Origin of the sequence: Variovorax trehalosi, assembly GCF_051216415.1 — a bacterium.
Lineage (GTDB): Bacteria > Pseudomonadota > Gammaproteobacteria > Burkholderiales > Burkholderiaceae_C > Variovorax.
In genome coordinates this window covers 1-5,742 of record NZ_JBPJZG010000019.1, presented here as the reverse complement: position 1 = coordinate 5,742, position 5,742 = coordinate 1, and the positions used below count along the sequence as shown (strand labels likewise).

The following is a 5,742-nucleotide window of genomic DNA, read 5'->3' as shown; positions in this document are numbered from 1 at the left end:
AGTGATTCGGTGGTTGCTCTGGAAGGGGTGGTTGCTGAAGAGTTGGTCGATAAAAAAGCTTCTTCGAAGTTGACTGGATTGCAAAAAACAGTGCATAATCGAAGGCTCCGCTGAAACAGCTTCAGCGTCTCGCAGCGAAGGTTGCGGGGTGCGAATAAGAAGATGTTGAAAGCGAAAAAAGTTTGACGGTTCTTCAAAAACCGTGATAGCCTACAAGGCTTCGCTGATCACAGCGAGCTGAACGAAGAAAACGAAAAGTTGCTTCGGTGATCGTTAAAAATTTACAGCCGATAAGCGTGGGCGTTTGAAGGTAATTGCGTAAGTTCTTCGGAACAAGTCGCAAGACTTAAAAACGCTCATGAGATAGAAGTGAAGTTCACTTTAATTCTTTTTTTATGAGTTTTGCCTGGCCGCGAGGTCAGGCGCAAAAATCAAGATCGAACTATAGAGTTTGATCCTGGCTCAGATTGAACGCTGGCGGCATGCCTTACACATGCAAGTCGAACGGCAGCGCGGGAGCAATCCTGGCGGCGAGTGGCGAACGGGTGAGTAATACATCGGAACGTGCCCAATCGTGGGGGATAACGCAGCGAAAGCTGTGCTAATACCGCATACGATCTACGGATGAAAGCAGGGGATCGCAAGACCTTGCGCGAATGGAGCGGCCGATGGCAGATTAGGTAGTTGGTGAGGTAAAGGCTCACCAAGCCTTCGATCTGTAGCTGGTCTGAGAGGACGACCAGCCACACTGGGACTGAGACACGGCCCAGACTCCTACGGGAGGCAGCAGTGGGGAATTTTGGACAATGGGCGAAAGCCTGATCCAGCCATGCCGCGTGCAGGATGAAGGCCTTCGGGTTGTAAACTGCTTTTGTACGGAACGAAACGGCCTTTTCTAATAAAGAGGGCTAATGACGGTACCGTAAGAATAAGCACCGGCTAACTACGTGCCAGCAGCCGCGGTAATACGTAGGGTGCAAGCGTTAATCGGAATTACTGGGCGTAAAGCGTGCGCAGGCGGTTATGTAAGACAGTTGTGAAATCCCCGGGCTCAACCTGGGAACTGCATCTGTGACTGCATAGCTAGAGTACGGTAGAGGGGGATGGAATTCCGCGTGTAGCAGTGAAATGCGTAGATATGCGGAGGAACACCGATGGCGAAGGCAATCCCCTGGACCTGTACTGACGCTCATGCACGAAAGCGTGGGGAGCAAACAGGATTAGATACCCTGGTAGTCCACGCCCTAAACGATGTCAACTGGTTGTTGGGTCTTCACTGACTCAGTAACGAAGCTAACGCGTGAAGTTGACCGCCTGGGGAGTACGGCCGCAAGGTTGAAACTCAAAGGAATTGACGGGGACCCGCACAAGCGGTGGATGATGTGGTTTAATTCGATGCAACGCGAAAAACCTTACCCACCTTTGACATGTACGGAATTCGCCAGAGATGGCTTAGTGCTCGAAAGAGAACCGTAACACAGGTGCTGCATGGCTGTCGTCAGCTCGTGTCGTGAGATGTTGGGTTAAGTCCCGCAACGAGCGCAACCCTTGTCATTAGTTGCTACATTCAGTTGGGCACTCTAATGAGACTGCCGGTGACAAACCGGAGGAAGGTGGGGATGACGTCAAGTCCTCATGGCCCTTATAGGTGGGGCTACACACGTCATACAATGGCTGGTACAAAGGGTTGCCAACCCGCGAGGGGGAGCTAATCCCATAAAACCAGTCGTAGTCCGGATCGCAGTCTGCAACTCGACTGCGTGAAGTCGGAATCGCTAGTAATCGTGGATCAGAATGTCACGGTGAATACGTTCCCGGGTCTTGTACACACCGCCCGTCACACCATGGGAGCGGGTTCTGCCAGAAGTAGTTAGCTTAACCGCAAGGAGGGCGATTACCACGGCAGGGTTCGTGACTGGGGTGAAGTCGTAACAAGGTAGCCGTATCGGAAGGTGCGGCTGGATCACCTCCTTTCTGGAAACAAGCAATTTAATTTAAACGCCCACACTTATCGGTTGTTGGAAGAAGTCGAAATCTTCATTGATTCTCGATTGGGTCTGTAGCTCAGCTGGTTAGAGCACCGTCTTGATAAGGCGGGGGTCGTTGGTTCGAGCCCAACTAGACCCACCAAATCTTCTGATATCTCGTGTGAGAGTTTGGGGGATTAGCTCAGCTGGGAGAGCACCTGCTTTGCAAGCAGGGGGTCGTCGGTTCGATCCCGTCATCCTCCACCAATAAATCGATGCTTAAATTCAACACCAAAGCGGCTTTGTGCGTGAGCATGAGGCTTCTTTGTTGTTGATCGAGATCTCTTGATCAATCGGCTGTTCTTTAAAAATTCATAGAGTCGAATCAGCGTTGCTGATGGAAACTGCACATTCGTAAAGGTTTAGTGCAGACCGTGCCATCAGCAACATAGAATTTTTGATTGCGTCAAAAGAAACTTCAATTTCGAGTCAAATCGAATTTTGAATGTAACGGCATAACGCGTCAGGTGAAAGACCTGACATATTCCTTGAAAATGATTTTGTGTTTCGAAAGAAACGTCAAAGTTATAGGGTCAAGTGAATAAGAGCACGTGGTGGATGCCTTGGCAATGATAGGCGACGAAGGACGTGATAGCCTGCGATAAGCTTCGGGGAGCTGGCAAATTAGCTTTGATCCGGAGATTTCCGAATGGGGAAACCCACCGAAAGGTATCGCATAGTGAATACATAGCTATGCGAGGCGAACCGGGTGAACTGAAACATCTCAGTAGCTCGAGGAAAAGACATCAACCGAGATTCCGAAAGTAGTGGCGAGCGAAATCGGAAGAGCCTGTTAGTGATAGCACAAGACATAACGGAACAGTTTGGAAAGACTGGCCATAGCGGGTGATAGCCCCGTACGTGAAATGACCTGTGTGGTACTGAGCTAACGACAAGTAGGGCGGGACACGAGAAATCCTGTCTGAATATGGGGGGACCATCCTCCAAGGCTAAATACTCATCATTGACCGATAGTGAACTAGTACCGTGAGGGAAAGGCGAAAAGAACCCCGGGAGGGGAGTGAAATAGATCCTGAAACCGCGTGCTTACAAAAAGTAGGAGCCTCGTAAGGGGTGACTGCGTACCTTTTGTATAATGGGTCAGCGACTTACATTCAGTGGCAAGGTTAACCGAATAGGGAAGCCGTAGAGAAATCGAGTCCGAATAGGGCGATCAGTCGCTGGGTGTAGACCCGAAACCAAGTGATCTATCCATGGCCAGGATGAAGGTGCCGTAACAGGTACTGGAGGTCCGAACCGACTAGTGTTGCAAAACTAGCGGATGAGCTGTGGATAGGGGTGAAAGGCTAAACAAACTTGGAAATAGCTGGTTCTCTCCGAAAACTATTTAGGTAGTGCCTCAAGTATTACCATCGGGGGTAGAGCACTGTTTTGGCTAGGGGGTCATGGCGACTTACCAAACCAAGGCAAACTCCGAATACCGATGAGTACAGCTTGGGAGACAGAGCACCGGGTGCTAACGTCCGGACTCAAGAGGGAAACAACCCAGACCGCCAGCTAAGGTCCCTAAAATTGGCTAAGTGGGAAACGAAGTGGGAAGGCTAAAACAGTCAGGATGTTGGCTTAGAAGCAGCCATCATTTAAAGAAAGCGTAATAGCTCACTGATCGAGTCGTCCTGCGCGGAAGATGTAACGGGGCTAAGCCAGTTACCGAAGCTGCGGATTTGCAATTTATTGCAAGTGGTAGGAGAGCGTTCTGTAAGCCTGTGAAGGTGCGTTGTAAAGCGTGCTGGAGGTATCAGAAGTGCGAATGCTGACATGAGTAGCGTTAAAGGGGGTGAAAAGCCCCCTCGCCGTAAGCGCAAGGTTTTCTACGCAACGTTCATCGGCGTAGAGTGAGTCGGCCCCTAAGGCGAGGCAGAGATGCGTAGCTGATGGGAAACAGGTCAATATTCCTGTACCGTTATATAGTGCGATGTGGGGACGGATCTTAATAGGTCATCCAGTTATTGGATTATTCTGGTTTAGTTGGATGTAGGCGTGCATTAGGCAAATCCGGTGCACATATACCGAGGCCAACGATCGAGCGGACTTGTCCGTGAAGTGACTGAACGAGGTTCCAGGAAAAGCCACTAAGCTTCAGCTATATACGACCGTACCGCAAACCGACACTGGTGCGCGAGATGAGTATTCTAAGGCGCTTGAGAGAACTCAGGAGAAGGAACTCGGCAAATTGACACCGTAACTTCGGAAGAAGGTGTGCCCTATTAGTGTGTAGTGAACAACGAAGCATGAATGGGTTGCAAAAAATCGGTGGCTGCGACTGTTTATTAAAAACACAGCACTCTGCAAACACGAAAGTGGACGTATAGGGTGTGACGCCTGCCCGGTGCTGGAAGATTAAATGATGGGGTGCAAGCTCTTGATTGAAGTCCCAGTAAACGGCGGCCGTAACTATAACGGTCCTAAGGTAGCGAAATTCCTTGTCGGGTAAGTTCCGACCTGCACGAATGGCGTAACGATGGCCACACTGTCTCCTCCTGAGACTCAGCGAAGTTGAAATGTTTGTGATGATGCAATCTCCCCGCGGAAAGACGGAAAGACCCCATGAACCTTTACTGTAGCTTTGTATTGGACTTTGAACAGATCTGTGTAGGATAGGTGGGAGGCTTTGAAGCAGGGTCGCTAGATCTTGTGGAGCCAACGTTGAAATACCACCCTGGTGTGTTTGAGGTTCTAACCTAGGTCCATTATCTGGATCGGGGACAGTGCATGGTAGGCAGTTTGACTGGGGCGGTCTCCTCCCAAAGCGTAACGGAGGAGTTCGAAGGTACGCTAGTTACGGTCGGACATCGTGACGATAGTGCAATGGCATAAGCGTGCTTAACTGCGAGACTGACAAGTCGAGCAGATGCGAAAGCAGGACATAGTGATCCGGTGGTTCTGTATGGAAGGGCCATCGCTCAACGGATAAAAGGTACTCTGGGGATAACAGGCTGATACCGCCCAAGAGTTCATATCGACGGCGGTGTTTGGCACCTCGATGTCGGCTCATCTCATCCTGGGGCTGTAGCCGGTCCCAAGGGTATGGCTGTTCGCCATTTAAAGAGGTACGTGAGCTGGGTTTAAAACGTCGTGAGACAGTTTGGTCCCTATCTTCCGTGGGCGCTGCAGATTTGAGGAAGCCTGCTCCTAGTACGAGAGGACCGGAGTGGACACACCTCTGGTGTATCGGTTGTCACGCCAGTGGCATTGCCGAGTAGCTAAGTGTGGAAGAGATAACCGCTGAAAGCATCTAAGCGGGAAACTCGTTTCAAGATGAGATCTGCCGGGGCCTTGAGCCCCCTAAAGAGTCGTTCAAGACCAGGACGTTGATAGGTCAGGTGTGGAAGCGCAGTAATGCGTTAAGCTAACTGATACTAATTGCTCGTGCGGCTTGACCCTATAACTTTGATCATCAAGATCAAGGTGTTATGCCAAGTTGACGCATTCAAAATATATTCAAGCAAGTGCAAGACAGTTGCACGCTGATTCCAAACTCTATGAATTCGTTTGATTGATCACTTGATCAACCAGACTACCCTTTATGCCTGATGACCATAGCGAGTTGGTACCACTCCTTCCCATCCCGAACAGGACAGTGAAACGACTCAGCGCCGATGATAGTGCGGGTTCCCGTGTGAAAGTAGGTCATCGTCAGGCTCTTACAGCCCAGAAAACCCCAGTCAGATTACTGACTGGGGTTTTTTGCTTT

2 tRNA genes and 3 rRNA genes are annotated in these 5,742 nt (G+C 50.1%); all 5 read left to right on the top strand.

Annotation, left to right across the window (positions count from 1 at the left end):
• Positions 1–439: 439 nt before the first annotated feature.
• The 5 genes from ACSFA7_RS33475 to rrf all read left to right on the top strand — a co-directional run bounded on the left by ACSFA7_RS33475 (position 440) and on the right by rrf (position 5,690).
• Positions 440–1,974 (top strand): 16S ribosomal RNA (locus ACSFA7_RS33475).
• Between the two features lie 79 nt (positions 1,975–2,053).
• Positions 2,054–2,130 (top strand) — tRNA-Ile (locus ACSFA7_RS33470).
• A 28-nt stretch (positions 2,131–2,158) separates the two neighbouring features.
• Positions 2,159–2,234, top strand: a tRNA-Ala gene (locus tag ACSFA7_RS33465).
• Positions 2,235–2,558: 324 nt separating this feature from the next.
• Positions 2,559–5,432, top strand: a 23S ribosomal RNA gene (locus ACSFA7_RS33460).
• A gap of 145 nt (positions 5,433–5,577) precedes the next feature.
• A 5S ribosomal RNA gene (gene rrf, locus ACSFA7_RS33455) occupies positions 5,578–5,690 on the top strand.
• Together the 16S, 23S and 5S rRNA genes with 2 tRNA genes alongside form the textbook arrangement of a ribosomal RNA operon.
• Positions 5,691–5,742 lie beyond the last annotated feature (52 nt).